Here is a 25,046-nt window from a genome sequence, read left to right on the forward strand (position 1 = left end):
CGTTTGCTTGCGCACGTCTATAACGTAGTGTTACCAGGACTCTGCCTTGAAACCCATTACCGCCCTCCTGCTTGCCGCCGGCATCCTCTCGCCATCGTTCATCCTTGCCGCCACCCCCGTGGAAGCGGCGCCGACCCAGAAAGCCGGCAAGGCTGCACCCAACCGTGCCGCCGCCGTCAAAGTCACGTCCGTCGAAGGCATCACCGAATACCGCCTGGCCAATGGCTTGCGCGTGCTGCTGTTCCCGGATGCCAGCAAGCCGACCCTGACCACCAACATCGTCTACCTGGTCGGTTCGCGCCATGAAAACTATGGCGAAACGGGCATGGCCCACTTGCTCGAGCACTTGCTGTTCAAGCCCAGCGCCAACTTCGGCATCAAGAAGGGCAGCAAGACCCCCGTCGAGATATTGAACTCGACGGGCGCTGATTTCAACGGCACCACGTGGTACGACCGTACCAATTACTACGCCACCTTCCCCGCCAACGACGACAACCTGCGCCAGATGCTGGCCATGGAAGCGGACCGCATGGTCAACGCGGCCATCGACCAGAATGACCTGTGGAACCCGAAGACGCAGAAGGGCGAAATGACCGTCGTGCGCAACGAGTTCGAGATGGGCGAAAGCGACCCGATCGGCGTGACGAGCGAGCGCATCCAGGCCATCGCCTACGACTGGCACAACTATGGCAAGTCGACCATCGGCGCCCGTTCCGACATCGAGCAGGTGAACATTCCCCGTCTGCGCGCGTTTTACCATAAATATTATCAGCCCGATAATGCCGTGCTGATGGTGGCGGGCCGCTTCGATGAAGCCAAGGTCTTGAAACAGATCAATGATCTGTTCGGCAAGATTCCGAAACCGACGCGCGTGATCGAGCCGACCTACACGGCCGAACCCGTGCAGGATGGCGAGCGCGCCGTGACGGTGCGCCGCAGCGGCGGCACGCAATTCGTCGGCGCCGGCTACCACGTGGCGCCGTCCGGCAACCCGGACGCCGTCGCCATCGAGGTGCTCGGTCACGTGCTGACGGACGCGCCGGCCGGCCGCCTGCACAAGGCGCTGGTGGAAACCAAGCTGGCCAGCAAGATCGAATACAACTCCGTGAGCAACCTGGAGCCGGGTTACAACCTGTTCGGCGCGCTGGTGCCGCTCGATGGCAACCTCGATGCGGCGCAGACGGCCATGCTGAAGGTGCTGGAAGACTTGAAATCGCAGCCGGTCACGGATGCGGAAGTGGCGCGCGTGAAACAGCAGCTGAACAAGCAGGTGGAACTGATCACCTCGAACACGGCGCGCATGACGATCGCCCTGACGGAGTCCCTGGCGGCTGGCGACTGGCGTCTGTTTTTCCTGCAGCGCGACCAGCTCGACAAGCTGACGACGGCGCAGGTGCAGGCGGCGGCCGAGAAATACCTGAAGAGCTCGAACCGCACCCTGGGCCGCTTCATTCCGACCGATGCGCCGGACCGCACCGTCGTGCCGGCCTATGCCGACGTGGCGCCGCAACTGGCCGGCTACACGGGCCGCGCCGTGGTGGCGCAGGGCGAAGCGTTCGACCCGAGCCCCGACAATATCGAAGCGCGCACCCAGCGTTTCACCTTGCCGAATGGCTTGAAGGGCGCCTTGCTGCCGAAGAAAACCAAGGGCAGCACGGTCAGCATCGTGTTGAAATTGCAGATCGGCAGCGAAGAGAGCTTGCGCGGCAAGTCGTTTGTTGGCAGCTACACGGCCAATCTGCTGTCGCGCGGCACGGATAAACTGTCGCGCCAGGAAGTGAAGGACAAGTTCGACCAGCTGGGCATGCAGGTCGCCATCACGGGCGGCGCCGAGGGCGTCACCGCCATGCTGACTGGCAAGCGCGAGAACTTGCCGGCCGCCATGGACCTGCTGGCGCAAGTGCTGCAAAAGCCGGCCTTGAGCGAAACGGAATTCCTGGAATTGCAGCGCGAGCGCGTCGGCCGCGCGGAGCAGGAGTTGCCTGAGCCGCAGCCGCTGGCCGTGAATGCCTTCCGCCGCCTGCTCGACGCCACGCCGGAAGGCCATGTGCGCCACGTGGCCACCTTGCCGGCCGAACTGGTGCAATGGAAAGCCATCAAGGTAGCCGATGTGAAAGCCTTCCATGGCGCCTACTATGGCGCGGCGAACGCGACTTTCGCTGCCGTGGGCGACTTCGACCCGGCCGCGCTGAAGGCGCAAGTGGCCAGCCTGTACGGCAGCTGGAAAGCGCAGCAGCCGTACGCGCGCATACTTGATGCCGTCAAGCCTGTCAGCGGCGAAAAAGTCACCCTGGAAACGCCGGACAAGGCGAACAGCGTGCTGTTCGCCATCCAGCCGATTCCCCTCAAGGATGACGCCGCCAACTATCCCGCCTTGCTGATCGCCAATCACATGCTCGGTGGCGGCGCCTTGCGCAGCCGTTTGGCCGACCGCATCCGCCAGAAGGAAGGCCTGTCGTACGGCGTCGGTTCGCAAGTAAGCATCCCGTCGCGCGAACCGGCCGGCTACTGGATGGCGTATGCCATCAGCGCGCCGCAAAACACGGTCAAGGTGGAAGCGGCCCTGCGCGAAGAAATCGCCAAGGCGCTGGCCGACGGCTTCACGCAAGAGGAATTGGCCGAAGCGAAGAAAGGCTGGCTGCAATCGCAGGAAGTGGGCCGCACGCAGGACAGCGGCCTGGCGCGCGAACTGGCCGGCTACCTTGCCGAAGAGCGTACCATGGCTTACGACAAGGACCTGGAAGCGAAAGTGGCTGCCTTGACCCTGGCGCAAGTGAGCCAGGGCCTGCGCGAGTACCTGAAGCCATCGGCCGTCTCGGTGGTGGTGGCCGGCGACTTTGCCAAGGTGGCGAAAGAGGGTGAAAGCGGCGCCAAGGCGACGACGTCGAAGTAAGCTGTTTTAAATAAAAAAGCCCGCTGGCAAGTTATTTGCCAGCGGGCTTTTTTTATGGCGATTTCCCGACCTTAGCGGGGAGCGAGCTCTGCTACGTAGATTTCCACGCGGCGATTGCGTGCGCGTCCCGATGCATCCGCATTCGAGGCGATCGGCTCGCGGGCGCCGCGGCCTTCCGTGACGACGCGGGTCGGCGAGACGCCGCGCATGGACAGGTAGTCGCGCGTGTGGGCCGCGCGTTCCACCGACAGCGGTTCGTTGATGGAAGCGCTGCCCGTGCTGTCCGTATGGCCGATGATGCTGACCGTGGTGTTCGGGTTTTCGTTCAGGGTGGCGGCAAAGCGGTCGAGGATGGGGCGGAAATTGCCCTTGATGTCGGCGCGGTTGGTGTCGAAGGAAATATCGCTGGGGATTTCCATTTTCAGGCGGTTATCGGCCGTTTGCGTCACTTGCACACCAGTACCCTGTGTCGCTTGTTCCATCGCGCGCTTCTGGTTTTCCATGCGGTTCGACCAGATATTGCCGATCACGGCGCCTGCCGCCGCGCCGATCAGGGCGCCGCCGGCCGTGCGGCCGCTGCTGCCGCCACCGGTGGTGCCACCGATCAAGGCGCCCAGGCCCGCGCCGACGCCGGCGCCCGTGGCCGTGCCACGTTGCGTGGCGGACATGTCCGCGCAGCCACTGGCGGCCAATGCGATCACCAGCATGCCGATCAGGGATTTGGCGCCAGGGCCTTTTTTGAATGCTTCTTTCATGGATTTTCTCCTTGTTTTGTTATTGGGACATACCCAGGAATTACCTGCACACGTTACTGCAAAATGGCGCGGCGTGCCAGTGTGCGCGCACTACAGGCAAAAGGGCGGCGCCCGTTCGCACGCGCGCCGCCCCGTCTGGCCACTAAATTGGCCTCTATAAACCGCGCCCGCTGATCAGGCGCAGCAGCACCATGATCACGGCGACCACCAGCAGTATGTGGATGAAGCCGCCAATGGTATAGGAAGTTACCAGGCCCAGCAGCCAAAGAATGATGAGTACGACGGCGATTGTATACAGCATGATGTGTCCTCCGAGAGTAATGTGTGGATGACGGCGACTGCCTTGCCCTTGCAGGCACTGGCGCGTGGCGCCGTCATCGGTTCTTGTCATTGCGCGGCGACCGGGTCGCAACGCTGATGCCATGACTAAGTGTCTACTTTGTTTCCCTTGCGTTCTGTACGCTGTCGTACACAAGTCTCAACTATCGTGAGCGGTCGGCGTGTTCATCGGCCATGCCCGGCACCCATGCCAGCATGCCGGCCATGCCGACGGCGCCCGCCAGGCAGCTGACCATGCCGCCGGTCAGCAGCAGCATGACGCCGAACACGGGGCTGCCCGCTTCGGGCGCCAGGTCCAGCGCGCAGAAGCCCAGCGCGGTGGCCAGCAGGCCGCCGCCAATAAAGCCCAGCCAGATCCTGTTGCTGCCTGCCTTGTCGTCTTGCATGGCTACTCCTTGATGACGTTGCGTTGAACTTTCCTGAATGCATCATCTCGCGGGACGGCAAGCTCATCTGTACGCCAACGAACATTGCTAAAAAGAAAACGCCCGGACAGGCCGGGCGTGTGTTGAATTTACAACTTATTGCAGCGGCGGCAGCGCTGCAATCCATGCCTTAGCCGATGGCGCGCAAGCCGCCGTTGACGACGCGTACGCGGTCGCCCTGGCGCCAGTTTGGCGCGGCGCTCTGGTGCACGGTGCGCGTCTTGCCGTTATCGAGGCGCACGACGATGTTGTAGCTGCGCGTGGCGCGCACGCTGCCTTCGATCTGGTTGCCGGCCACGGCGCCGCCGACGGCGCCCAGCACGGTGGCCAGTTGCTTGCCGTGGCCGCCGCCCACCTGGTTGCCCAGCAAGCCGCCGACGACGGCGCCGCCAGCCGCGCCCACGCCGCTGCCTTCGGCGCGCGTATTGACTTCATGGATGGCTTCGATCACGCCGCAATTGGCGCACACCTGCGGCGCCGGGGCTGCCGCGTATTGTTGCTGCGGTTGCTGCGGTTGCGGCTGGCGCACTGGCTGCTGCTGCTGCTGCTGCTGCTGCTGCTGCTGTGGCGGCAGGGCGGCCAGCGGCTGCGCGCCGGCCGGTTGCAAGTTTGCTGGCGGCTGGTTTGCCTGCAGGTTGGCCATTTGTTCGGCCGAGGTGCTGGCCGCCAGTGGCTGGCTATCGCCCTGGGACGAAGGCAGCCAGCCCATCAGGGCAGCCGTGCCGACGCCGCAAAACAGCAGGACGGCGACGGCGGCGGCAAGCACCAGCGGATGGAGGGATTTGGTGGTGGTAGTCATGGAAGGCTCCTTGGTTATTTTAAATAAATGGTGCTGCGTGTTCTGTTTGTTGATGCTTGTTCTGTGCGTGTATTGCCAGTGTGCTGTGCCGCTTGCTCCGCTTCCGTGCGTCACCGTACATACAGGGCCGGTACTGCACCGTAGGCTAAGTAAAAATTATGTCAAGTTGTAACGACACCAAGGAAAAGCAATGCCACCAACGACTGCCAGCATGACCCTGTCCCGCGATGCAGGCCGATCCGGCCTGGGTTCGCCCGTGGGCGCGCTTGACGCCGGCAACCGCCTGCTGGCCAGCCTGCCCGAGCACGACTTGCGGCACCTGACGGCGCTGTTCGATACCGTCACGGTCGAGGTGGGCGAGGTGCTGTACGAACCGGGCCAGCCTATCGGCCACATCTATTTCCCTGGCGATTGCCTGATCTCGCTGCTGGCCGTGGCGGAAGGCCGGATGACCCTGGAAGTGGGCTCCGTCGGCCGCGAAGGCGTCCTGGGCGCTTCCGTCGCGCTGGGTCATGACCTGGCGCAAGTGCGTGCCGTGGTGCAGCGTTCCGGTACGGCCAGCCGCATCGGGCGGGCCGAGTTCTGCGCCGAGTTCGCCCAGCTCGAGTCCCTGCAGCGTTTGCTGTACCGCTACACGGACACCCTGCTGGCGCAAGCCATCCAGATTGCCGTGTGCAGCCGCTTCCACGTGCTAGAGGCGCGCCTGGCCCGTTCGCTGCTGATCACGCGCGACCGCCTGCAGTCGGAAAAATTTCACCTCACGCATGAATTCCTCGCCCATACCTTGGGCGTGCGGCGGGTCGGCGTGACCAAGGCGGCCAGCGCGCTGCAACAGCAAAAACTCATCACCTACAGCCGCGGCAATATCGAGATCCTCGATTCGGCGGGGCTGGAAGCCGTGTCCTGCCGCTGCTACGAGCTGGTCAAGGATAGCGGCGCCATCGGCATGGCCAACGTCTTCGTCTGATTCTTCCTGCTGGCGTTCATCCTTCTGCCGCAGACGCAAAAAAGCGGGGCGGGCGCCTGCGCACCCACCCCGCTTTCTCGATCAATAATTACTTCGGCTTGACCTGGTTGCCGATCACGCCGCCGACTGCGGCGCCGCCGACTGCGCCGACGGCGCTGCCGCCCGTCAGTACGGAGCCGGCAACGGCGCCGACACCAGCGCCGATGGCGGTGTTTTTATCCTGGCCGGACATGTTGGCGCAAGCGGTCAAGCTCAGCAGCAGGGCGGCAACGGAAGTGGTAGCGGCGATTTTTTTAATGATTTGCATGATAGTTCTCCTATGAATTCGGACCTCGTGGCGCCGGCATGGTATGGGCCGGTGAGACTTCGTATCGCCACGTCTTGGGTGTTTCAGGCACGATTACAGAATAGGATTGTGGCAAGGCAGGGTCTGTTCGGCAACGCACATAGGGGTGTAACAATTGTAATCGTGCACGGCTACGTGTGACTTACCGGCTTTTGCGCGGCGCCTTGCCCGGTTTCGGCGCCACCGGCTTCACGCGTGCTGGGCCAGCAGTGCCGCGCATTCGCTATCCTCGACGGGGCCGGTATTGACCAGCGGCAGCAGCGCCGCCACGGGCGCCACCACGGCCAGCGCCAGGGCGCCACCGGCGCGCAGGGCCAGCACGCCCTTGTCGACGCTCACGTCGGGCTTGCTGAAGGTGCCGTGCACATACAGGGGCGAGCGCAGCGAAAAGATGCGCAAGCCCTTGCTGTCCGGACGCAGGGTCAGGTCCAGCCGTTCATCGGCCAGGTTCACCGTGCCGTCGATATTCAGGACGGCGTCATCCCCGGTTGATCAGCGCGCGCACTTCGCCGTTCGAGCTGCCCAGCAGGGTGGCGACGGAATTGCCCGTCGCCGACAGCGAGGCGTCGCCATTGATTTCGCCCACGCTCGCCTGCAGGGCCGGCAGGCGGGGAAACAGCTGCTGGATGTGCAGATGGCGGGCGCTGGCCTTGAGCTCTGCCGCGATGCCATTGGCGATGACCTTGCCGCTGCCGTCGAGCTTGATTTGCGACGTCAGGGTGCCGCCCGCCACATTGAAGTTGAGCGGCGTCAAGGACAGCACGCCGTCCGTCAGCACCACATGCGTGTCGAGCTTGCTGATCGGCAGTTCGGCATCGCGCGTGATCTTGTCGGCCGTGTAGCGCACGTCGGCGTCCAGGCTGGTCCAGCGCTCCGTCTTGAAGGTTTCCACCGGCAAGACCCGGCCGGCCGGCTGCGTCGACGGCACGCCCCGTTCCTTCTTGCTGGCGCTGGAATCGGCGCCCACCAGCGGACCCAAATCGGAAAATTGCAGCAGGCTCGAGTGGACTTCCCCCGTCAGGCGCTTGCGCGGCGTGCTGGCGGAAAAGGCCAGCTTGCCTTGGACGTCGCTGGAGCCCACCTTGCCGCTGAACTTGTCGTACACCCACTCGCCGCCGCGGGGCGCCAGGGTCGCCGTCAAATGGCCTTCCGTGCTGAAGTGCGGCGTTTCCGGCAACAGCACGCCCGTCAATGGATACAGCCGGGCCATGCTGGGTCCGGATAGCTTCAGGCGCACGTCGAGCGCGGCCAGGTTGGCCGGGCGCGTCAGGGTGCCTTCGATGGCCACGCTGCTGCCGCCCGCGCGCATGTCGGCCTGGATGGGGAAGGGCGTGCCTTGCTGCTGCAGCGACAGTACGCCGCCGGCCTTGCCGCCACCCTTGATGCTTTCGCCATGGTATTTGCCGGACAGCGTCCAGGCGATGCCGTAGCGCGCATCGTCCGCGATGGTGTCGACATCGGCGCGCATCGCCGTTTTGCTGACGCCATCGTCCAGGTACACGGTGCCCTTGCTGAAGACCACGCTTTGCAATTCCAGCTGCCAAGGCGATGGCTGATCCTGCTTGTCGAAGGTCCAGTTGTTCTTGCCATCCTTGCTGCGCAGCAAGCGCACCTGCGGCGTGTCGAAGCGCAATTGCGGGATGATGATTTTCTTGTCGAGCAGGGCCAGCGGATTGAGCGAGAACGCCAGCTGGCTGACGCTGGCCAGCTGCGCCTGGCCGTCCGTGTCCGTCATGGCGCTCGGGTTGCCCAGGCGCACGTCCTTTGCCTGCAGGTGCGGCCACGGCAGATAGTCGCGCCAGCTTTTTTGCCCGCCAGCCGTTGGCTGCTGCCACGTCAGCGCCAGGTCGCCCTCGATGGCAAACGGCCTTCCCAACGCATCGCTGACGCGCGCATTGAGCCAGGGCTTGGCGCGGTTCCAGTCCATGTTCAGCACGATGATGGAAGCCGTGACGGGCAGGGCGATGAGCACGGCGGTGCTGGCGAGGGCGATTTTCTGACGGCGGGAGAGCGGCATAAGCTGATTCTTTCTGGACAAGTAGTTGCGATGCTACAGGAATCGCTTCAAAGCCGGGCCTGTTTCAGGTTTTGCTGGCGGGCACGTGCGCTGGCGCACGTTGCCCATGCAAGTATTGTCGATTTCTTACCCTATGTGCGGCACCGAACGGATATGCGGGGAGCCGGAGCCTATAACGTCATACATCAAACGCAGTTCCTGATTCCAGATGCACCGACGTATGAACCCTATTGCTTAACATTCTCCAGGAGAAGAAAAATGACAAACCGAGATTTCAAGATGTCCCCACTGGCCGCCTTGGCCGCCTGCGCCACCGCTGTCGTCCTGATGACGGGCTGCTCCAGCCTGAAAACGCCTGCCACGGCCGATGTCGCCGTGTCGCGCGCCGCTGTCGATAACGCTGCCAGCGCTGGCGCCGCCGACCTGGCGCCCGATGAAATGCGTTCGGCCCGCGAAAAAATGCGCATGGCTAACCAGGCCTTGAAAGACCGCGACTACAAGACGGCGCGCGATCTGGCGGACCAGGCGCAAGCCGATGCCAAGCTGGCACAAAGCAAGGCCAATTCGGCCAAGGCCACCAGCGCCGCTGATGAAATCAACGAGAACATCCGCGTCATGCGCGAAGAGCTCGACCGTGCCAATCAGCAAGCCCCAAAACAATAAGCAACAACAATAACCAATAACAGGACCCCATCATGAAAAAAGCTACCTACACTACCATTCCCGGCCTGCTGGCCATGGCCGCTCTAGTTGCCGCCTGCAGCTCCGCACCGACCACCACCAGCCTGCTCGACCAGACCCGCGGCGACTACATGGCGGCGCAATCGAACCCGATCGTGTCGACCTATGCGCCACGCGAATTCCGCGAAGCGAGCGCCGCGCTGGAAGCGGCAAACGCGGCCGCCACGCGCCAGGAAGATAGCGAAAAAGTCGACAAGCTGGCCTACCTGGCCAAGCAAAAGATAGCCACGGCGCAAGAAGTCGCCAAGCAGAAGGCCGCTGAAGCCGATATCGCCAACGCCGGCAAGCAGCGCGACCAGTTGCGCCTCGATGCGCGCACGCAGCAGGCGGACCAGGCCACGGCCCGCGCCCAGTCGGCGCAGGCGGATGCGGAAGCGGCCAAGGCCCAGGCGCAAGCGGCCGAAGCGTCGGCCCGCGATGCGCAAGCGCGCGCCGCCGGACTCGAAGCGCAGCTGGCCGACCTGGCCGCCAAGAAAACCGAACGCGGCATGGTGATCACCCTGGGTGACGTGCTGTTTGGCACGGACAAGGCGAACCTGACGGCCGATGGCGCAAATACGGCGCGCAAGCTGGCTGATGTGCTGAAAAACAACCCGCAGCGCACCGTGCTGATCGAAGGCTTTACGGATAGCACGGGCGGCTCCTCGCACAACCTGGAATTGTCGCAACGCCGCGCGGAATCCGTGCGCAATGCGCTGCTGGAGCAAGGCATCAGCCGTGACCGCATCGCCACGAAAGGCTATGGCGCCGCCTATCCGGCCGCCGGCAACGACACGGCGTCGAACCGCCAGCTGAATCGCCGGGTGGAAATCGTCTTGTCCGAGGACAATACGGCGATTCCCGCCCGCCGCTAAGCCGCGCCGCCTGACGCGGAAGTAGAAAGGCAGCACCGGCCAAAGCTTGGCCGGTGGATACCCATGCAAGACTTGAAAGGAAACATCATGACCCAAACATCTGTTGAGATTCCAGCTGGCATCGATACGGCAGCCATCCGCGCTGCCGCCAAAAACCTGGACGACGGCGCCGTGACGGCCGGCTACCAGGGCGACCGCCAGGAGTTGATTACCCTGTTGAATGGGGCGCTGGCCACCGAACTGGTGTGTATTGCGCGCTATAAACGCCATTACTACACGGTGAGCGGACGCGATAACGGCACCATCAAGGCCGAGTTCCTTGAACATGCGCAGCAGGAACAGGAGCACGCCGACTGGCTGGCTGAACGCATCGTGCAATTGAATGGCAAGCCAGATTTTAATCCTGCAACATTGCTTGCGCGTAGCCATGCCGAGTATGATGACTCCGAAGACGTGCAGAGCATGGTGCGTGCCAATCTGATCGCGGAACGGGTAGCGATCGAGTCGTATCGCCAGATGATCGTGAAAATCGGCGACAAAGACCCGACCACACGCCATTTGTTGATCAAGATCATGGCTGTCGAGGAAGAGCACGCCGATGATATGCGCGATCTAATGGAATAGTGTTTTTGAGTAAAGTAGGTATAGTAACTACATTCATCCACAGCTAAGGAGCTAAACCATGTTGGAAAACAATATCACCACCGTCAATAACGATGTCAAAACCTTGGTCAAGGATGCGCAAGCCCTGTTCAGCGCCGCTGCCGCCCTGACCGGCGAAAAAGCCGATGAAGTGCGCGTCAAGGGCATGAAAACCCTGGATGCCGCCCTGGCCAAGGCGCATGAAGCGCAAGCGTCGGCCATCGTTGCCACCAAGCAGCTCGCCTCCCAGGCTGACGGCTATGTCAAGGAAAACCCATGGCGCACGGTGGCCGTCGCCGCTGGCGTCGGCGTACTGGTCGGCTTCATCCTGGGCCGCAAGTAATCCACTGTCAGGAGCGATATGGACAAGTCTGCTTCGTCTCACCAGGGGCCGGGATTGATCGGCTCGGTCGCCGGCCTGGCCAAAAACGCCGTCGGACTGATGTTGTCGCGGCTGGAACTGGCCACCATCGAACTGTCGGAAGTGCGCAATCACATGCTGCAGCTGATTGTCATTTTCGCGCTGGCGACCGTGGCGGGCTTGTTTGCCATCGCTTACGGCAGCGTGCTGATCGTCTTTCTGGCCTGGGATAGCCTGGGCTGGAAGATCCTGGCGATCATGACGGTCGTGTTCGTACTGCTGGCCATCGCCCTGGTCATGTATGCGCGCGCCATGCTGCGTCAAGGAAAGCTGTCCATGCCGGCCACCATGGCGGAATTGAAGGCTGACCGCGACATGCTGATGTAAGCTGCATTACGAGGAGAATTCATGTCGGACAACGACAAACTGGCGGCGCAAGCCGCCCGCAAGCGCCTGCTGATCGCCCAGGGCGAAATGTACCGCGTGGGCATCGTGCATGCGCGCGCCAACGTGGGCTATGCGCTGCGCCCGGAATCGATGCTGCAGGGCGTGGTCGAAACGGCGGTCGGCTTTGCCGGCCACCGCGTCGAATCCCTGCTGGCGCCGGGCGGTATGCGTTTGCAAGGCGCCATGCCCTATGTGCTGACGGCGCTATCGTTTATCGGACGCAAGAAGCTGGTCAAGCCGGCCCTGGTCCTCGTGGCCGTGGCCGCCGTCGCCGCCAGCTGGCTGCGCCGCAAGCGCTGAACGCCAGCCGTGTTGCACAGGAACGCCGTCATTGACGGCGTTTTTTTTGCCTGTACCCAAGGCTCGGCGCAGACAGGCGCAATCCCTTACAATGATTCACGCCGCATCCGCGCGGCGGACAGAGGGCTATCTTGATGACGAATTCGAAGACACCGATCAATCAGTTAAATCCTTCGCGCCTGCGCATCGTGCTGGTGCTGCAAGGCGGCGGCGCACTGGGCGCCTACCAGGCCGGCGTCTACCACGCGCTGCACGAACATGGCCTGGCGCCCGACTGGGTGGTGGGCACCTCGATCGGCGCCATCAATGCCGCCATTCTGGCAGGTAACAAGCACGAAGACCGGCTCGTGCGTCTGAAGGAATTCTGGCAGCGCGTGGCGCACCGCGACAGCATCGACATGAACCTGGTATCGGACCAGCAGCGCCGCTCGAACATCTGGCTGGCCACGCTCGATACGCTGCTGCGCGGCGTGCCCGGCTTCTTCAAGCCGCGTGCCTTCAGCCTGTTTCCCGCCGGAATTGCCGTCAAGCCGGAAGAGGCCAGCTTCTATGACACCAGCGAGCTGTCCAGTACCCTCGAGGAACTGGTCGATTTCGATTACCTGAACCAGCCCGGCGGCATGCGCCTGACCGTCAACGCCTTGCGCGTCAAATGCGGCAGCCTCACCAGTTTCGACAGCCAGCAGCAGCCCCTGACGGCGGACCATATCCGCGCCAGCGGCGCCTTGCCGCCCGGTTTTGCCGGCGTGCGCGTCGATGGCGATTTATATTGGGACGGCGGCCTGTACTCGAACACGCCGCTGGAAACCGTGCTTGACGACACGCCCCACGTCGACACCCTGGTCTTCATGGTCGACCTGTGGAGCTCGGAAGGACCGGAACCGACCACCCTGGACGAAGTGCAGACGCGGCAAAAGGACGTGACCTTCGCGTCGCGCTCGAAGCGGCATATCGCCGATTACGTCAATACACATACCTTGCAGCGCAAATTGCGCGAACTGTACGCCGGCCTGCCCGACACAAAGCACAACCGTCAGCAGACGGAAGAGCTGGTGGCGCTCGGTTGCGACAGCACCATGCACATCGTACGCCTGCCGTATGCGGGGCGCGACTGGCACATGGCGGCCAAGGATATCAATTTTTCCCGGGGCTCCATCGAGTGGCGCTGGGAGCAGGGCTACCAGGATGGCTTGCGCGCGATCAAGGCGGCCGGCTGGCTGGCCTTTGTCACGGAAGATACGCCACTCGTGGTGCACGAGTTGCCGCCCTACGAGCGCGACGCCGCCTGATCAGGCGGCATGGCAATAGCATCACTGCGGCGCATCACTGCGGATGGGCCGCTACACGCAGTTTTTCCGCGTTGGCCATGTCTTGCCGATACGTGTCCTGCGCGTCCTTCAGACAGGTGGGGCGCGCGGCGGATGGTTCCGAACGGCAGGCTTTTTTGGCCTCGGCCAGCGCGGCGGCGATTTCCTTGCGCAGGGTGCGCAGCTGGGCTTGCGCCGTGCTGTCTTCCTGATACCAGCGTTGCGGGTCGCCCGGCTGCGGCGTGGCCGTCTGCGCCATTGCCAGTGGCGCCAGGCTGCAGGCGAACAGGGTGGCCAAGAGTGTGTTGTAGATAGTCATGATATTTCCTCCTTGAAATGAAAAAGGCGCCGCAGCGCCTTTTTTTACAACCTGCCCGTCAGTAATAGCAGGATCAGTATCACTACGACCAGGCCGGCGATGCCGCTGGGGCCGTAACCCCAGTTGCGGCTATGCGGCCAGGTAGGCAGGACGCCGACCAGGGCCAGGATCAAGATGATCAGAATGATGGTGCCCATGGCAACTCCTTGTTATCGTACGACTCATGCGGGATGGCGGCTGCCTGTTGGCAAGCTCCGCCGAAAATTAATAGCGGTAGACGCGGCCGTCAACGACGCGCACGCGGTTGCCCGGGCGCAGATCATTCGCGTTGTCCTGCACCACGGTGCGGTATTCGCCGTTGTCGAGGCGTACGCTGATCTGGTAGGCCTGCGCTTGCTGCCTGCGGCCTTCCACCTGGTTGCCCACGACGCCGCCGGCGACGGCGCCCGCCACGGTGGCGGCCGTGCGTCCGCCGCCCGAGCCGATGGTATTGCCCAGCAGTGCGCCGGCGATGCCGCCGACCACGGCGCCCGCGCCGCTGGTTTGTCCGCCGCCCTGCACGATCTGGATGGAGTCGACGGTGCCGTACATGGCGGATTCAGGCTGGTTGGCCGGGTAATATTGTTGTGACTGGGAAGGACCGGTGGCGCAACCGCTCAGTGCGGCGGTGGCGGCGAGCATCAGTGCAGCCAAGGTGGCGTTGGTTTTCATTTTATTCTCCTGACGAGGTGAGGGTGTAGTGCCATCTTAGTCATGCCCCTGTTTCCGGTCTGTACGCTGCCGCACGTACTTATTTGGTGCCGAAAATGGTATTTTTTACCGGAACGATCCAGCAAAACGTTGTTATTTATCCCTGTCTGCCTTCCGCTTTCAAAATAAATTACTTGTGTACGGCAGCGTACAGAAGAGAGGCGGCGATCCACGTAAAACGGTAGTCATGCCAAGCAGACATGCTTGTCACTACCAGGGAGAAATACATGAACAAGAATAAGCTTTTCACCGCCATCGTTGTCAGCCTGGCGTGCGCCGCCTGGGGCGGCCAGGCCGTGGCTGCCACGCCGGAAGCAAAAGCAGCCTACAAGGCGGCCAATGAACAGGCGGGCCTGAATTACAAGCTGGCCCATGCCGAATGCGAAAAAATCACGGGCAACCCGAAGGATGTCTGCATCGCCGAAGCAAAGGCCGTGCGCACCTACGATGAAGCTGTGGCCCAGGCGCAATATACGAATACCCTGCGCGCCTACACCAAGGCGCGCATCAAGATTGCCGATGCCAATTACGACGTCGACCTGACGCGCTGCAATGCGCTGACGGGCAACGACAAGGATGTCTGCGTCAAGCTGGCCAAGTCCACCAAGGTGGCGGCCCTGGCCGATGCCAAGGCAGACAAGAAAGTCATCGAAGCGCGCAGCGATGCGCGTGAAGCAAAAAGAAAAGCCGAGTACAAGGTCGCGACAGAAAAATGCGATGCATTAGCCGGCGCAGCCAAGGATGACTGTATCAAGGCTGCAAAAACCCAGTTCGGTTACTGAGCTCCCTCCGGCGCGCAGTCACCAAACTGGTATAAGAAGCTCATTGTGAGCACATTGATTGACCACTCCTAAGGAAAAAACCATGAAATTCACCAAATCTATCGCTACTGGCCTTTTCGTCGCTTCCCTGTTCGCTGTTGCAGGTTGCGCTTCGACCCCAACCAAGGAAGGCACGGGCGAGTACATCGACGACGCGGCCATCACCACCAAAGTGAAAGCCAGCATCTTCAACGAGCCTACCCTGAAATCGACGGAAATCAACGTTGAAACCTTCAAGGGCGTGGTTCAGCTGAGCGGCTTCGTGGCCCAGCCAGCCGATGCCGCCAAAGCGGGTGAAATCACCCGTGGCGTCAAGGGCGTGAAGTCCGTGAAAAACGACATCCGCGTCAAGTAATGGCCTGACCTGCCGCAGCGGCCAGCCCCACGGCTGGCCCTGCGGCCTTCCACCGACCGTCGCGGGAATCGCATGCATATCCAGCCTACAGATACCCCGCCCGAGCCGGTGGCGGCTGCCTCCGCCGAGCCTGCCGGGCCACCTCCCGGCGCGCCCGCGGAGCAGCCAGACTCATCCTTGCGTTTGCCGCTGCATGTCAATGCGCGTGGCATGGCGCTGGGCATCATCGCCACCGTCAGCTTCATTTATGCGCTGCAGTGGGCACAGAAATTCCTCATTCCCGTCATCTTCGGCATTTTCATCGCCTACACCCTCAATCCCGTCGTCGCCTGGCTGGAAAAGCTGCGCCTGCCGCGCGCCATCGGCGCCACGGCCGTCACGGCCCTGATCCTGTTCGGCTCCATCGTCGTGGTCGAGCGCGTGCAGGGCGAATTCGAATCCATCGTTGAAGAATTGCCGGCCGCCACGCATAAGCTGTCGCGCCTGATCGCCGCCAGTACGGGCGGCAAGAACAGCACCTTCCAGAAGATGCAGGCCGTGGCCAATGAAATCGAGCAAGTGGCCGCTGGCGCCGAAGCGCGCCGCAACAACCGCCGCGCGGCCGCCGCCGAGGCGCCCAACTTCAAGATCATGGACTGGGTCTGGGCCGGCTCGCTGGGCCTGGTGGGCTTCCTCAGCCAGGCCACCATGGTCATCTTCCTCGTGTTTTTCCTGCTGTTGTCGGGCGATACCTTCAAGCGCAAGCTCGTCAAGCTGACGGGGCCGTCGCTGAGCCGCAAGAAGGTCACCGTGCACATCCTGGAAGACATCAATACGTCGATCCAGAACTATATGTTCATGCTGCTCGTCACGAATGGCTTGCTGGCGGTCCTGATGTGGATCGCCCTGCGCGTGATCGGCCTGGAAAACGCGGGCGCTTGGGCCATCGTGGCCGGCTTGCTGCACATCATGCCGTATTTCGGCCCCTTGCTCATCACCATCGCCACGGGCCTCGTTGCCTTCCTGCAGTTCGAATCGCTGGAAATGGTCTTGCTGGTGACGGGCACGTCGATGGCCATCGCCACCCTGGTGGGCACCTTTGTCACCACCTGGATGACGGGGCGCATCGCCCGGATGAATCCCACGGCCGTGTTCATCAGCCTGCTGTTCTGGGGCTGGCTGTGGGGCGTCTGGGGCTTGCTGCTGGGCGTGCCCATCATCGTCATCGTGAAGGTCGTGGCCGAGCGTGTGCAGGGCATGGAAGTGGTGGCCGAGCTGCTGGGCGAATAGCTTGCGGCAACGTAAAGAAAACGGCGCCCGCGGGCGCCGTTGTTGCATGCAGACTTATCGCTTAGGACTGGTGGCGTTTCAGTATCTTGACTTGCACATCGCCATCGTCCGTCTTCGGCATATCCTTCATGCTGCCCAGCTGAAGGGCGAACTGGCGCGTGAATTCGGCGCCCAGGAAGAAGATTTGCGCTGAATAATATACCCACAGCAGCAGGGCCACCAGCGAACCGGCCGCGCCATAGCTGCTGGCCACGCCGCTGTTGCCGATATATACGCCAATGGCGTATTTCCCCAGTGAAAACATGAAGGCCGTGCCGATGGCGCCGATCAGCACGTCGCGCCAGGACAGGCGCACGCGCGGCAGCATTTTATAGATGACGGCAAACAGGCTGGCGATGACGGCAAAGCCGATCAGGTTCGACAGGATGGTAAACAGCACGGCCGTGTCCTTCCACACGCCTTCCCAGAAGTTGGCGAGGATGGCCATGGCCGCGTTGACCACCAGCGACACCATCAGCAGGAAGGCCAGCACCAGCACCAGGCCGAAGGACAGCAAGCGCGTGCGCAGCATGTCCCAGGCGCCCGCTTCCTTCAGCGGCGGTACTTGCCAGATTTCATCGAGGCTGGCTTTCAGTTCGGCAAATACACTGGTGGCGCCGAACAGCAGCAGCGCGCTGGCGATGAGGGTGGCGATGCGTCCCTGCTCATGGTTCTTTGCGCCGGCCAGCACCAGCTGGATGGCTTCGGCGCCCTGCGTGCCCAGCAATCCCTGCAGTTGCCCCATCAGTTCGCCGCGCGCGGCGGCCGGGCCATAGAAAAAGCCGGCGATGGCAATCACCAGCACGAGGATGGGGGCGATGGAAAACAGGGTGTAGTAGGCGAGGGCCGCGCCCTTGCTCGAGGCGCGGTGTTCCAGCCATTCGGTGACGGAACAGACGATGACACTGCGCATCTGCTTGCTGAACGGCGCCAGGCCGGCCAGTCTGGGATAGCGGGTAGAAATATTCATGGTGGCTTTCAATGCAAAAAAGGGGCGCGAGCCCCTTTTTTTATTCACAAGTGGCGTACCACTGTTTAGCTTACTGCACGCGGCGTTCGATGGTGATCTGTTCCACTTCAACGCGGCGGTTTGGTTCCAGGCACTTGATCAGGTCGGCACGCTTCTTGTTATCGCAGGTGACGACAGGATTGGTGGAGCCCTTGCCTTCTGCCGTCAGGCGGTTGGCGGCAACACCGTGGGCGACCAGGTATTCCTTGACTGCATCAGCGCGCTGCTGCGACAGTTTCAGGTTGTACTTGGCCGAACCGATGCGGTCGGCATAACCACTGATGACGACGTTATTGACGTCCGGCGCTGCGTTCAGCACGCGGGCGATTTCGTCAAGCTTGGTCTGTGTCGGGCCCAGCTTGGCGCTGTCGAACGCGAACAGTTCCGTTGCTGCCATCGTCACTTTTTCAAAGCGTGCTGGCGGTGGCGGCGGTGGTGGCGGCACGACCACGACGACTTCTTCACGCACTGGCGGCGGTGGCGGTGGTGGCGGCGGTGCAGGTGGTTTGTCGAACGCGAAGTTCAGGCCCACGGTGACGTAGTAGTTGTTGGCCTTGCTGCTCGGGTCGAACGTATTGCCGCGCAGGAAGCCGTGCACGTTGCGCACGTCAGCCTGGAACGACAGTTGATCGTTGATCGTGGACTGGAAGCCCAGACCGACGCTGGCGTACGGCGAGCTCTTTTTGCGTTCGCCGAAAGCGAAGCTGGTGTCCTTGTCGCGCTGCATGCCGGCACCGACCAGCAGGAAGGGGCGGAAGGCTTTACGCGAGAACATGTACAGACCGTCTACGCCCAGCGTATTTTGCTGGTAGCGCTGTTGGCCATCCTTGGAGCGGGCATACGTGGTGCCCAGCTGGATATCCCAGTCCTGGGAAACAGGTTTACCGAAACGCAAGCCTGCGCCATACCCGGTTTTATCCGTAGCGAAGTCGGAATCTGGCTTGAGTGCGTTGAGGCTAGGTTGAATGTACCAGGAAGGATTGATTTCCTGGGCCTGTGCGCCGAGGGCGGAGCACAGTACTGCGGCGGCAACGGCGATTTTTTTTAGATTATTCACAAGTAACTCCCAACGTTGATAAGAGATTTTCTCTAATGCATCAATGCGACAACTGCCAGACATGCTATTGCTAGAGATAGACAACAATTCCAGGTGCGCTTTCTTGCGATAAATGCACTGCTGTTGGAGTAGAGAATACGGTTGCAGGTTCACGTGGTCGGTGCGTTAGCGCACAAAGCATTGTTGTATATCAATGGTGTTGCAGATTCACGACAACTACTTCGGTGTTGAAAAAAACTAATTCGCCTCCGGAAAATTTTGAAATCACGGCCATATCCTGGCGCCGTAACTGGAGGCAATCGTACGACTTGTTACCAGCATGCCACTGTATATTAGCAACAATGATGAGCTTGATAACTAATATTACATTGATGTTGTATTCCTGCCGCGTTCTGTTGTTTTTCCGGGCTTCTCTTGGGCAACTATCGTGCGCCGCAGCCAGCTCCGCCACTTTTCATCAAGGAGTTACCCGTGCCTGATCACCCCCGTGCTGTTTCTTCCCCGCTGTCCGGCAAACTGGCCCCGCTGGGTCTGCTGGCGGTGCTGCTGTCGCTGGGCATGGCTATGCCGGCCTGGGCCGATAGCGGCGTGTCCCTGTTTTCACCGAGCGGCACGGTCAAGGCCGTGCGCCAGGTACGGGCCCAGTTCTCCACGCCGATGGTGCCGTTCGGCGACATGGGCTTGCCCGCGCCGTTCGCCATCGATTGCGGCAAGGCCGAACCTGCCGTCGTGGCGGGCGCGGGGCGCTGGGCCGACGAGCGCAACTGGAACTACGATTTCGAGCGCGACTTGCCGGCCGGCGTGGCGTGCAGCTTTACCTTGAAAGCCGGACTGAAGGACCAGGCAGGCAAGCCCTTGCAGGGGACGGCGTCCTACCGCTTTTCCACGGGCGGCCCGGCCATCGTCGAGGCCGTGCCGTATGACGGCCAGCCGTATATCGATGAAAACCAGATCTTCGTGCTGGGCCTCGACGCGGTGCCGAACGAGGCCAGCGTGGCCGCCAACGCGTATTGCCGCGCCGATGGCATCAATGAAAAGATTCCCGTGCGGCAGCTTGTGGGCAAGGAACTGGAGCAGGTACTGACCCTGCGCAAGAGTTTTCTCGACCGCTACCTGACCGTGTATTTCAAGAAGCGGGGCACGCTGTGGAAAGTGGGCATGCCCGTCGCCAGCAAGGGTGCGCCGCCGCTGCCTGTGACCGTATTGCAATGCAAGCGCAGTTTTCCCGCCAACGCCAAGGTGTCGCTCGTGTGGGGCGAGGGCATCGCCAGCGCCAGCGGCATCGCCACGGACAAGGCGCAAACGCTGCAGTTCAAGACGCGTCCCGATTTCACGGCCAAGTTCAGCTGCGAGCGCAGCAATCCGAAGGAACAGTGCATTCCCTTCCTGCCCATGCGCGTGCAGTTTTCCGCGCCCGTGAGCGCGGCGCAGGTGCGCGCCATGACCCTGAAGGGCGGCGGCAAGACGTATGCGCCGACGATTGCAAAAGAAGAAGAAAAGGCGGAATTCCTGTATGGCGCCACCTTCAAAGGCCCGTTTCCCGTGCAGGCCAGTTTCGTGCTGGCCCTGCCGCCGAAGCTGACAGATGACGCGGGCCGCGCCTTGCTCAACCGCGCGCGCTTCCCCATGACGGTGCGCACGGGCGAACAGCCGCCGCTGCTGAAGTTCCCGGCCCCGTTCGGCATCATCGAAGCCAAGGGCGATGGCTTGCTGCCGGTCACCGTGCGCAACATCGAGCCTGTGCTGTCGGGCAAGGAAGTCGCGCAGCCATCCGCTGCCGCCACGGGCGCCACCTTGCGCGTGCCCGACAATGACGACAAGTTCATCATCGAGTGGATGCGGCGCCTGGCCGGCAATGGCGACGGGGGCGAATACTGGCAGCCGTACGCCCAGTACGCGGGCAACATGAGCAAATCCGTGCTGGCCGACGCTGCCGGCACGCGCCCCATCAGCCTGCCTCGTCCGGACGGCAAGAAAACCTTTGAAGTGATCGGCATTCCTTTGCTGAAACCGGGCTTTTATGTGGTCGAACTGGCCAGCCCCATCCTCGGCAAGGCCTTGCTGGGTAAACCGACGACGGCCTATATCCGCACGGCCGCGCTGGTGACGAATCTGGCGGCCCACTTCAAGCATGGCGCGCAATCGTCGCTCGTGTGGGTGACGTCGCTGGACAAGGGCGCGCCTGTCGCGAAGGCGCAAGTGGCCGTGCGCGACTGCGCCGGCAAGCTGCTGTGGCAAGGCGCCACGGGCGCGGACGGCGTGGCGCACATCCCCGGCGAGCTGGCCAATTCCTCGTGCAAGAACAATGGCCGCTACTTTATCAGTGCGCGCAGCGGCGGCGACATGACGTTCACCCTGTCGGACTGGGTGGGCGGCATCGAAGCCTGGCGTTTCAATTTGCCCACGGATGACACGCGCGCCGACAACACCTTGCTGGCCACGGTATTCGATCGCACCTTGCTGCGCGCCGGCGAAACCGTGCACATGAAGCATTTCATCCGCAAGCACACGGGCGAAGGCATGAGCCTGGTTGACAAGAACAACGGCCCCGGCAGTGCCACGTCCATCGTCATCACGCACCAGGGCAGCGACCAGAACTACCAGTTGCCCCTGCGCTGGTCGGCCAGCGGCACGGCGGAAAGCGACTGGCTCATTCCCGCCGATGCCAAGCAGGGCGAATACAGCGTGACGATGGCGGGCCGCCCGTCCGGCAGTTTCCGCGTGGAAGCGTTCCGCGTGCCGACCATGAAGGCCGTGCTGCAGGGGCCGAAGGCGCCCGCCGTGCAGGCGAAGCAGCTGGCCCTCGATGCGCAAATCACGTATCTGGCCGGCGGCGCCGCCACGAATGCGCCCGTCAAGCTGCGCACGGTGCTGCAAGACAAGAGCGTTTCCTTTGCCGACTATCCCGAATACAGCTTCAGCAATGGCGACGTGAAGGAAGGCCTCGTCAAGCAGGGCACAGGTTACGACGACGATGAAGGCGAGTGGCAGGACGAGGGCAATGGCGGGCGTGCCGGCCCCGGCGCCACGGCCGCGCGCACGCAAAGCTTGACCCTGGACAAGGCGGGCGGCGCGCGCATCGTCATCGACCAGCTGCCGCAGCTGTCCACGCCGCGCGACCTGGTGGCGGAAATGGCTTTCCAGGATGCGAATGGCGAGACGGCTTCCGTGGCGACAAGAGTGCCGCTGTGGCCATCGCATGTCGTAATCGGCATCAAGCCCGACGCCTGGGCACTGAGCAAGGATGCCTTCAAGTTCACGGTGGCCGTGCTCGGTACCAATGGCAAGCCGGTGGCGAACGCCCCGGTCGCCGTCGACTTCTTCCAGCGCAACAGCTATTCGCACCGCCGGCGGCTGATCGGCGGTTTCTATGCATATGAAAACAGCAGCGAAGTGGTCAAGCTGGGCCCTGCATGCTCGGGCAAGACGGACGCCAAGGGCCTGCTGATGTGCGACGTGAAGGCGCCCGCCAGCGGCAATCTGATTTTGCGCGCGCGCACGCAGGATACGTCCGGCAACGCGGCGGTGGCCAACCGCGAAACCTGGGTGGCCGGCAGCGGCGACTGGTGGTTCAACGCCAGCGACAATGACCGCATCGACGTGCTGCCGGAAAAGAAACGCTATGAACCAGGCCAGGAAGCAAGCTTGCAGGTGCGCATGCCGTTCCGCTCGGGCACGGCACTGATCACGGTCGAGCGCGAAGGCATCCTCGACACCTATGTACGCCAGCTCAATGGGCGGGAACCGGTGGTGACTATCCCGGTCAAACCGAACTATGCACCGAATGTGTATGTCTCCGTGTTTGTCGTGCGGGGCAGGGTCGATGGCGTGCAGCCGACGGCCTTGGTCGACCTGGGCAAGCCGGCTTACAAGATGGGCATTGCACCGCTGAACGTGGGTTGGCAGGCGCATGAACTGAACGTCATGGTGGTGTCCGACAAGGAAGTATATAAAACACGCGACAAGGCGGAAGTGTCCGTGCGCGTGCGCCGCGCCGATGGCAAACCGCTGCCGGCCGGCGCCGAAGTGGCGCTGGCAGCCGTCGACACGGGCTTGCTGGAGCTGATGCCCAACGATAGCTGGAAATTGCTCGACACCATGATGGCGCAGCGCAGCCTGCAGGTGGAAACGGCGACGGCGCAGATGCAGGTGATCGGCAAGCGCCACTTCGGCCGCAAGGCCTTCCCGGCCGGCGGTGGCGGCGGCAAGGGCGCCAGCCGCGAACTGTTCGACACCCTGCTGTTCTGGAAGGGCACCGTCAAGCTCGACGCAAAAGGCGAAGCGACGGTGCAAGTGCCGCTGAACGACTCGCTGACGGCGTTTCGCATCGTCGCCATCGCCAGCGCCGGCAAGGAATTGTTTGGCACGGGCAGCACGGATATCCGCAGTTCGCAAGACCTGATCTTGATGTCGGGCTTGCCGACCCTCGTGCGAGAAGGCGACCAGTTGCGCGCCGGATTTACCGTGCGCAACACCTCGGCCGCATCCTTGAGCGTGGACCTCAACGCCAGTGCGGCCGGCAAAGCCTTGCCGCGCCAGAGCTTGACCTTGGCGGCGGGCGAAGCGCGCGAAACGGGCTGGGATTATCAGGTGCCGCTCGGCGCGACCAGCATTGTGTGGGAGATAGTCGCCAAGGCGGGCAGCCATACCGATAAACTCAAAATCACGCAAAAGGTGGGCCAGGCCACGCCCGTGCGCACGTATCAAGCCACCTTGCAGCAAATCGACAAGCCCATCAATATGTCCGTGCAGATGCCGGCCGGCGCCTTGCCGGGCCGGGGCGGCATCCAGACGAGCTTTGTCGCCAAACTGGGCGGCGAGCTGCCCGGCGTGCGCGAGTACATGGCGGCCTATCCGTACACGTGCTTCGAGCAAAACACGTCGAAGGCCATCGCCCTGCAAGACCAGGATGCGTGGAACAAGCTGGCCGCCAGCCTGCCTGCCTACCTGGACAGCGACGGCCTGCTGAAATACTTCCCCATCATGGAGCAGGGCAGCGACAGCCTGACGGCGTATGTGTTGTCGGCAACCCGGGAGGCGGGCTATGCAATTCCCGAACAGACGAAGAACCGCATGGAATCAGCCTTGACGGCCTTCGTGCAGGGGCGCATCGTGCGCCGTTCCGCGCTGGACACGACCGACCTGGCCGTGCGCAAGCTGGCCGCGCTGGAAGCGCTGTCGCGTTCGAACAAGGTGCCGCCCGATGCGCTGGAGAGCATCAGCATCAACCCGAACCTGTGGCCGACGTCCGCCGTCATCGACTGGAGCTTGTTGCTGCAACGCACGCCAAGCCTGGCGCGCCGCGATGTCCTGCTGGCCGAGGCGCAGCAGATATTGCGCGCGCGCCTGAATTTCCAGGGCACGACCATGGGCTTTTCCACCGAGCGCAAGGATAACTGGTGGTGGCTGATGGTCTCCGGCGACGTCAACGCTAACCGGCTGCTGCTGGCCGTGATGGACAACCCGGCGTGGAAGGACGACATCGGCCGCCTGGTGCGCGGCAGCATGGGCCGGCAGAAGAAGGGCCGCTGGGATACGACGGTGGCCAACGCCTGGGGCACCCTGGCGATCGCCAAGTTCTCGGCCAAGTTCGAAGCCACGCCCGTGACGGGCGCCAGCGCCGTCAAGCTGGGCAGCGATACGCAAGCGCTCGTGTGGAATGGCGCAGCGAAGGTCGGCCCCGTGCTGCAAGCGTGGCCGAAGGGCACGGACACCCTGGGCCTGGCGCACAGCGGCACGGGCAAGCCTTGGGCCACCGTGCAAAGTCTGGCGGCTATCCCGCTCAAGGCGCCCGTCTCCAGCGGCTACACGATCAAGAAAACCGTGACGCCGGTGGAACAGAAGACGGCGGGCGCCTGGTCGCGCGGCGATGTCTACCGCGTGCGCCTGGACTTGTCGGCGCAGGCGGACATGAGCTGGGTAGTGGTCGACGACCCGATTCCCGCCAGCGCCACGGTGCTGGGCAATGGCCTGGGGCGCGATTCGCAGCTGCTCACGGCGGGCGAAAAATCCACGGGCTGGGTCTGGCCCACGTTCGAAGAGCGGGCGTTCGACGCCTTCCGCGCGTATTACGCCTTCGTGCCAAAGGGTAACTGGAGCGTGGAATACACGGTGCGCCTGAATAATGCAGGGGATTTCAGCCTGCCGGCCACGCGCATCGAAGCCATGTATTCGCCCGAGATGTTTGGTGAGTCGCCGAACGCGAATGTGAAGGTGGGGCAGTGAAAGGGTTTG

25 protein-coding genes are annotated in these 25,046 nt (G+C 62.7%); 13 read left to right on the top strand and 12 right to left on the bottom strand.

Going from position 1 to position 25,046, the window contains the following annotated elements; all coding sequences use genetic code 11:
- The first annotated feature begins 46 nt into the window (after positions 1-46).
- Complete coding sequence (locus U0004_RS09600; protein WP_070255112.1) at positions 47-2,893, top strand: M16 family metallopeptidase; 2,847 nt, start codon at positions 47-49, stop codon at positions 2,891-2,893.
- Positions 2,894-2,964: 71 nt separating this feature from the next.
- Here the strand turns inward: U0004_RS09600 and U0004_RS09605 are convergent, their stop codons facing one another.
- The 4 genes from U0004_RS09605 to U0004_RS09620 all read right to left on the bottom strand — a co-directional run bounded on the left by U0004_RS09605 (position 2,965) and on the right by U0004_RS09620 (position 5,211).
- A complete protein-coding gene (locus U0004_RS09605; protein WP_034786394.1) occupies positions 2,965-3,600 on the bottom strand; it encodes an OmpA family protein in 636 nt (211 codons plus the stop codon).
- Positions 3,601-3,802: 202 nt separating this feature from the next.
- Positions 3,803-3,949 (bottom strand): lmo0937 family membrane protein, encoded by a 147-nt coding sequence (locus tag U0004_RS09610; RefSeq protein WP_010396376.1) that lies wholly within the window; start codon positions 3,947-3,949, stop codon positions 3,803-3,805.
- A 181-nt stretch (positions 3,950-4,130) separates the two neighbouring features.
- Positions 4,131-4,373, bottom strand: coding sequence for a hypothetical protein (locus U0004_RS09615; protein WP_070255109.1), 243 nt, complete (start codon positions 4,371-4,373; stop codon positions 4,131-4,133).
- A gap of 169 nt (positions 4,374-4,542) precedes the next feature.
- A complete protein-coding gene (locus tag U0004_RS09620) occupies positions 4,543-5,211 on the bottom strand; it encodes an outer membrane lipoprotein (protein WP_115057441.1) in 669 nt (222 codons plus the stop codon).
- Between the two features lie 190 nt (positions 5,212-5,401).
- Between U0004_RS09620 and U0004_RS09625 the strand changes: the two genes are divergently transcribed.
- On the top strand, positions 5,402-6,178 hold the full coding sequence (locus U0004_RS09625; RefSeq protein ID WP_092612473.1) for a Crp/Fnr family transcriptional regulator: 777 nt from the start codon (positions 5,402-5,404) through the stop codon (positions 6,176-6,178).
- 88 nt (positions 6,179-6,266) lie between these two features.
- On the opposite strand, the gene U0004_RS09630 is transcribed toward U0004_RS09625, so the two are convergent.
- The 3 genes from U0004_RS09630 to U0004_RS09640 all read right to left on the bottom strand — a co-directional run bounded on the left by U0004_RS09630 (position 6,267) and on the right by U0004_RS09640 (position 8,541).
- Complete coding sequence (locus U0004_RS09630) at positions 6,267-6,485, bottom strand: glycine zipper 2TM domain-containing protein (RefSeq protein ID WP_034758955.1); 219 nt, start codon at positions 6,483-6,485, stop codon at positions 6,267-6,269.
- Positions 6,486-6,713: 228 nt separating this feature from the next.
- Complete coding sequence (locus U0004_RS09635) at positions 6,714-6,977, bottom strand: hypothetical protein (RefSeq protein ID WP_327076256.1); 264 nt, start codon at positions 6,975-6,977, stop codon at positions 6,714-6,716.
- A gap of 25 nt (positions 6,978-7,002) precedes the next feature.
- Positions 7,003-8,541, bottom strand: a complete 1,539-nt coding sequence (locus U0004_RS09640) for an AsmA family protein (protein ID WP_327076257.1) — start codon at positions 8,539-8,541, stop codon at positions 7,003-7,005.
- Positions 8,542-8,799: 258 nt separating this feature from the next.
- Between U0004_RS09640 and U0004_RS09645 the strand changes: the two genes are divergently transcribed.
- From U0004_RS09645 to U0004_RS09675, 7 genes are all read left to right on the top strand, one after another.
- The gene (locus U0004_RS09645; RefSeq protein WP_051992010.1) at positions 8,800-9,204 is read left to right on the top strand and encodes a DUF4398 domain-containing protein; all 405 of its coding nucleotides are present in this window, start codon (positions 8,800-8,802) and stop codon (positions 9,202-9,204) included.
- A 32-nt stretch (positions 9,205-9,236) separates the two neighbouring features.
- Positions 9,237-10,136, top strand: coding sequence for an OmpA family protein (locus tag U0004_RS09650; RefSeq protein WP_070255102.1), 900 nt, complete (start codon positions 9,237-9,239; stop codon positions 10,134-10,136).
- A 63-nt stretch (positions 10,137-10,199) separates the two neighbouring features.
- Positions 10,200-10,760, top strand: coding sequence for a ferritin-like domain-containing protein (locus U0004_RS09655; RefSeq protein WP_369812244.1), 561 nt, complete (start codon positions 10,200-10,202; stop codon positions 10,758-10,760).
- A 58-nt stretch (positions 10,761-10,818) separates the two neighbouring features.
- Positions 10,819-11,121: an ElaB/YgaM/YqjD family protein gene (locus U0004_RS09660; protein WP_034786336.1), complete on the top strand. Its 303-nt coding sequence runs from the start codon at positions 10,819-10,821 to the stop codon at positions 11,119-11,121.
- An 18-nt stretch (positions 11,122-11,139) separates the two neighbouring features.
- Positions 11,140-11,526, top strand: a complete 387-nt coding sequence (locus tag U0004_RS09665) for a phage holin family protein (protein ID WP_034758936.1) — start codon at positions 11,140-11,142, stop codon at positions 11,524-11,526.
- A 21-nt stretch (positions 11,527-11,547) separates the two neighbouring features.
- A complete protein-coding gene (locus U0004_RS09670; protein ID WP_034786335.1) occupies positions 11,548-11,886 on the top strand; it encodes a hypothetical protein in 339 nt (112 codons plus the stop codon).
- A gap of 134 nt (positions 11,887-12,020) precedes the next feature.
- On the top strand, positions 12,021-13,175 hold the full coding sequence (locus tag U0004_RS09675) for a patatin-like phospholipase family protein (protein WP_070255098.1): 1,155 nt from the start codon (positions 12,021-12,023) through the stop codon (positions 13,173-13,175).
- A gap of 34 nt (positions 13,176-13,209) precedes the next feature.
- On the opposite strand, the gene U0004_RS09680 is transcribed toward U0004_RS09675, so the two are convergent.
- The 3 genes from U0004_RS09680 to U0004_RS09690 all read right to left on the bottom strand — a co-directional run bounded on the left by U0004_RS09680 (position 13,210) and on the right by U0004_RS09690 (position 14,223).
- Positions 13,210-13,512, bottom strand: coding sequence for a hypothetical protein (locus U0004_RS09680; RefSeq protein ID WP_071653661.1), 303 nt, complete (start codon positions 13,510-13,512; stop codon positions 13,210-13,212).
- A 44-nt stretch (positions 13,513-13,556) separates the two neighbouring features.
- A complete protein-coding gene (locus U0004_RS09685) occupies positions 13,557-13,709 on the bottom strand; it encodes a DUF3309 family protein (RefSeq protein WP_010396415.1) in 153 nt (50 codons plus the stop codon).
- Positions 13,710-13,776: 67 nt separating this feature from the next.
- A complete protein-coding gene (locus U0004_RS09690) occupies positions 13,777-14,223 on the bottom strand; it encodes an outer membrane lipoprotein (protein ID WP_034786328.1) in 447 nt (148 codons plus the stop codon).
- Positions 14,224-14,489: 266 nt separating this feature from the next.
- Between U0004_RS09690 and U0004_RS09695 the strand changes: the two genes are divergently transcribed.
- The 3 genes from U0004_RS09695 (at position 14,490) to U0004_RS09705 (ending at position 16,707) form a co-directional block, all read left to right on the top strand.
- The gene (locus U0004_RS09695) at positions 14,490-15,044 is read left to right on the top strand and encodes a hypothetical protein (RefSeq protein WP_034786326.1); all 555 of its coding nucleotides are present in this window, start codon (positions 14,490-14,492) and stop codon (positions 15,042-15,044) included.
- An 82-nt stretch (positions 15,045-15,126) separates the two neighbouring features.
- Positions 15,127-15,438, top strand: coding sequence for a BON domain-containing protein (locus tag U0004_RS09700; RefSeq protein WP_034786324.1), 312 nt, complete (start codon positions 15,127-15,129; stop codon positions 15,436-15,438).
- A gap of 72 nt (positions 15,439-15,510) precedes the next feature.
- Positions 15,511-16,707: an AI-2E family transporter gene (locus U0004_RS09705; protein WP_370452796.1), complete on the top strand. Its 1,197-nt coding sequence runs from the start codon at positions 15,511-15,513 to the stop codon at positions 16,705-16,707.
- A 61-nt stretch (positions 16,708-16,768) separates the two neighbouring features.
- On the opposite strand, the gene U0004_RS09710 is transcribed toward U0004_RS09705, so the two are convergent.
- Complete coding sequence (locus U0004_RS09710) at positions 16,769-17,716, bottom strand: YihY/virulence factor BrkB family protein (protein WP_070255091.1); 948 nt, start codon at positions 17,714-17,716, stop codon at positions 16,769-16,771.
- Positions 17,717-17,786: 70 nt separating this feature from the next.
- The gene (locus tag U0004_RS09715; RefSeq protein WP_034786319.1) at positions 17,787-18,812 is read right to left on the bottom strand and encodes an OmpA family protein; all 1,026 of its coding nucleotides are present in this window, start codon (positions 18,810-18,812) and stop codon (positions 17,787-17,789) included.
- A gap of 471 nt (positions 18,813-19,283) precedes the next feature.
- Between U0004_RS09715 and U0004_RS09720 the strand changes: the two genes are divergently transcribed.
- On the top strand, positions 19,284-25,037 hold the full coding sequence (locus U0004_RS09720) for an alpha-2-macroglobulin family protein (RefSeq protein WP_070255088.1): 5,754 nt from the start codon (positions 19,284-19,286) through the stop codon (positions 25,035-25,037).
- The last annotated feature ends 9 nt before the right edge of the window (positions 25,038-25,046 follow it).

The sequence above is a fragment of the Janthinobacterium lividum genome, assembly GCF_034424625.1.
Classification (GTDB): Bacteria; Pseudomonadota; Gammaproteobacteria; order Burkholderiales; family Burkholderiaceae_D; genus Janthinobacterium; species Janthinobacterium lividum.

Excerpts from the sequence above, each read along its gene's own strand:
- U0004_RS09670 (WP_034786335.1), top strand. The coding sequence starts at position 11,548 with ATGTCGGACAACGACAAACTGGCGGCGCAAGCCGCCCGCAAGCGCCTG.
- U0004_RS09660 (WP_034786336.1), top strand. The coding sequence starts at position 10,819 with ATGTTGGAAAACAATATCACCACCGTCAATAACGATGTCAAAACCTTG.
- U0004_RS09615 (WP_070255109.1), bottom strand. The coding sequence starts at position 4,373 with ATGCAAGACGACAAGGCAGGCAGCAACAGGATCTGGCTGGGCTTTATT.
- U0004_RS09705 (WP_370452796.1), top strand. The coding sequence starts at position 15,511 with ATGCATATCCAGCCTACAGATACCCCGCCCGAGCCGGTGGCGGCTGCC.
- U0004_RS09675 (WP_070255098.1), top strand. The coding sequence starts at position 12,021 with ATGACGAATTCGAAGACACCGATCAATCAGTTAAATCCTTCGCGCCTG.
- U0004_RS09650 (WP_070255102.1), top strand. The coding sequence starts at position 9,237 with ATGAAAAAAGCTACCTACACTACCATTCCCGGCCTGCTGGCCATGGCC.
- U0004_RS09655 (WP_369812244.1), top strand. The coding sequence starts at position 10,200 with ATGCAAGACTTGAAAGGAAACATCATGACCCAAACATCTGTTGAGATT.
- U0004_RS09610 (WP_010396376.1), bottom strand. The coding sequence starts at position 3,949 with ATGCTGTATACAATCGCCGTCGTACTCATCATTCTTTGGCTGCTGGGC.
- U0004_RS09695 (WP_034786326.1), top strand. The coding sequence starts at position 14,490 with ATGAACAAGAATAAGCTTTTCACCGCCATCGTTGTCAGCCTGGCGTGC.
- U0004_RS09625 (WP_092612473.1), top strand. The coding sequence starts at position 5,402 with ATGCCACCAACGACTGCCAGCATGACCCTGTCCCGCGATGCAGGCCGA.
- U0004_RS09605 (WP_034786394.1), bottom strand. The coding sequence starts at position 3,600 with ATGCTGGTGATCGCATTGGCCGCCAGTGGCTGCGCGGACATGTCCGCC.
- U0004_RS09630 (WP_034758955.1), bottom strand. The coding sequence starts at position 6,485 with ATGCAAATCATTAAAAAAATCGCCGCTACCACTTCCGTTGCCGCCCTG.
- U0004_RS09620 (WP_115057441.1), bottom strand. The coding sequence starts at position 5,211 with ATGACTACCACCACCAAATCCCTCCATCCGCTGGTGCTTGCCGCCGCC.
- U0004_RS09640 (WP_327076257.1), bottom strand. The coding sequence starts at position 8,541 with ATGCCGCTCTCCCGCCGTCAGAAAATCGCCCTCGCCAGCACCGCCGTG.
- U0004_RS09690 (WP_034786328.1), bottom strand. The coding sequence starts at position 14,223 with ATGAAAACCAACGCCACCTTGGCTGCACTGATGCTCGCCGCCACCGCC.
- U0004_RS09710 (WP_070255091.1), bottom strand. The coding sequence starts at position 17,716 with ATGAATATTTCTACCCGCTATCCCAGACTGGCCGGCCTGGCGCCGTTC.
- U0004_RS09680 (WP_071653661.1), bottom strand. The coding sequence starts at position 13,512 with ATGACTATCTACAACACACTCTTGGCCACCCTGTTCGCCTGCAGCCTG.
- U0004_RS09645 (WP_051992010.1), top strand. The coding sequence starts at position 8,800 with ATGACAAACCGAGATTTCAAGATGTCCCCACTGGCCGCCTTGGCCGCC.
- U0004_RS09685 (WP_010396415.1), bottom strand. The coding sequence starts at position 13,709 with ATGGGCACCATCATTCTGATCATCTTGATCCTGGCCCTGGTCGGCGTC.
- U0004_RS09700 (WP_034786324.1), top strand. The coding sequence starts at position 15,127 with ATGAAATTCACCAAATCTATCGCTACTGGCCTTTTCGTCGCTTCCCTG.
- U0004_RS09665 (WP_034758936.1), top strand. The coding sequence starts at position 11,140 with ATGGACAAGTCTGCTTCGTCTCACCAGGGGCCGGGATTGATCGGCTCG.